Annotated in this window: 2 protein-coding genes, 1 tRNA gene and 1 pseudogene; 3 read left to right on the forward strand and 1 reads right to left on the reverse strand. The window is 52.1% G+C overall.

The window, feature by feature from the left end; translation table 11 throughout:
- Together B0D78_RS12955 and B0D78_RS11990 are read left to right on the forward strand one after the other, a co-directional pair.
- A pseudogene (locus tag B0D78_RS12955) lies at positions 1-461 on the forward strand (hypothetical protein); the annotation flags it as partial.
- Between the two features lie 453 nt (positions 462-914).
- Positions 915-1676: a class I SAM-dependent methyltransferase gene (locus tag B0D78_RS11990; protein WP_240496175.1), complete on the forward strand. Its 762-nt coding sequence runs from the start codon at positions 915-917 to the stop codon at positions 1674-1676.
- Between the two features lie 163 nt (positions 1677-1839).
- Here the strand turns inward: B0D78_RS11990 and B0D78_RS11995 are convergent.
- Positions 1840-1924 (reverse strand) — tRNA-Leu (locus tag B0D78_RS11995).
- Between the two features lie 165 nt (positions 1925-2089).
- Here B0D78_RS11995 and B0D78_RS12000 point away from each other — a divergent pair.
- Positions 2090-2365, forward strand: a 276-nt coding sequence (locus B0D78_RS12000) for a helix-turn-helix domain-containing protein (protein ID WP_143521727.1), incomplete at its 3' end; no start/stop codon positions are given.

Consider the following 2365-nt stretch of genomic DNA (forward strand, 5'->3'; position numbering starts at 1 on the left):
CCAACGAGGTTTTGCCCAAGCTCATCGCCAGGCACAATCGGAAGTTTGCCGTCACGCCGGCTGAGGGAGAGGACGTTTATGTGAAGCCGGAAGGAAAAGTCGATTTGGATTTTCTCTTTGCGCGTCGCGAATCTCGCAGGACGGATCACGGCGGCATGATTTCCTATGGAGGTCGTCGGTACGTTCCGGCGGCGGACGATTGCCTCGGGATGGCCCAAACGACGGTTGAGGTGCGTGAAACGTCGACCGGGCGGATCTGGGGTGTTTCCAAGGGCAGACGGATCGAGATGAAGGAGGTTGAAAGTCAAAAACGAGTCGACTCCGATGAGGCATCGGCAAAGAAACGGAAAAGCGGGCTTGTGAAAGCGCACAAGCCCGCTCCGGACCACCCATGGCGGCGTGGCGTCGTCAAAAGGCAGGGATATCATAGCACATGTCGGGATAAATGTACGTTCGCGTAGACGTTGTTATGGCGGCACGATGGGGAGTTCTTTCGAGATGTCTTGCTGTGATGGGAGTGTGAGGGGGTGACTTTTTCAATGAGCAGTTATGGTGACATTTTTATTGGCTATTGACATGTCTGGAGGAAAATCGATGGCGACCATAAGCTGAAATCGAGAGATACCGCCTTGGACCGCCGGACTTTTCAGAAGTCCCTCGATTCGCACCGGAGCTTGAACGATTGACAGGCAGTCCGCTTAATATATAATAGGACCGATCTCTGCAATCGAGGAAAGCCTCTTTTGTCGTGCGATAAGCGCGGAGACGGCGAAGTTTATAGTAAAGCCTTGGGGACAATTTGAGCGGCCTATGCGGTTCCGTTGAAAAATTGCTGAAGAATTTTTGCGGGGTATGAATCGATGAACGACATAAAGGATATTTGCGTCAGGAAACTGTCGAAACCGCGGCAGGACATGGAAAAATCCAACGCCATGTGGAACAAACGGGCGCGCGAATTCCGAAAGATCTCGTCCAATGCCGGTAACGACCAAGTTTTTGATCTTTTCAGGGCGAAAGCCGAGCTGAAAGGCCGCAGCGTGATCGATATCGGCTGCGGGGCAGGACGCTATCTGAAGAGGCTTCTCGACGAAGGCGCTCTTGCCGAGGGGCTGGAGCCTTCCGTGGAAATGGTGAGGCAGGCGCGGGATCATCTTTCTCAGTCTGGATACGATGGAACCTCGATCGTCATTCACAGCGCCGCTTTTCAGGACTTTGCGCCCGAGAAAAAATACGACTACGTGTTCATATCCAACAGTCCCGTCATCTCATACTACGAGAATTATCCCAGGATTATCGGCCTGGCCCGAAAAGGGATCTTCATCAGCTCGTGGCTCAAAATCAAAGACCTGTTTCTGGAAAAGATCGCGCTGGGGTTGGGACGGGCGCCGCACACACACGGAGGCAGCGACATCGTCTATTTTATGAACCTCCTGTTGGCCGACGGCTATTATCCTGACTTTTGGACACACGCGAGTCATCGAGAAGAACGCGTCGATCCGGAGAATTTCTATCTGCGCTACACGAGCTGGCTTTACGGGCCTGAATACGGAGAGAAAGAGCTGGACAGGGTCAAAAGGGAAGTCGGCAAGTATTTGGGAGACGATAAAAAAGTCGCCGTGTCGAGCACAAATGTCATGGGACTGTTGTATCTCGATCTGCTGAAGCAGAGCCTGTGAGGAAGAATCGCAAACACTGAAGTTTTCCCGCAACGACAGCGGCAGCGCGCGGATCCGTCGCGGAATGCCGTTGGACGCCGCGAGCTCCGGCATGATCGGGAACGAAAAAGCGGCTCCGTACGAATCGTGCCTTCGTACGGAGCCGCTTTTCGTGTTCACAGTTTGGTGCGGGGGGGGGGAATCGAACCCCCATGGATTGCTCCACAAGATCCTTAGTCTTGCGCGTCTGCCAATTCCGCCACCTCCGCGTGACACAGGGCATTATACCACGCGTTGGATTGGCGTCAAGTCCTTAAAACGAAACCTGTCGTTGTTCAGTGATAATGAAATTCTTCAAGGTAAATGCAACGCAACATCCGGTACCCCGTTGCATTAAATCTGAATTAAAAGAAGCTTGCATTTAGTCTGAATTGATGAAAGACCTTTCTTACGAGACAACAGATCTCGGAAAGGAGTTCATCATCATGAACAAACATTTGACTCTGGCTGAAAGAAAAGCCATTGAAAGCGCCCTCAACCGGCGAGAATCTCTCAGAAGTATTGCCTCAACAGTTCTGAAGTCGCCGAGTACGATCTCCAGAGAGATCAGAAAACATGCAGAGACTGTCTTCAAAGGCTGTTATGGCCGGACAGCAAACTGCTGCCTTCACCGGTATGACTGCTCCGTTACTTCCCTTTGTAACACCTCT

The sequence above is a fragment of the Pyramidobacter sp. C12-8 genome (genome assembly GCF_002007215.1).
GTDB lineage: Bacteria > Synergistota > Synergistia > Synergistales > Dethiosulfovibrionaceae > Pyramidobacter.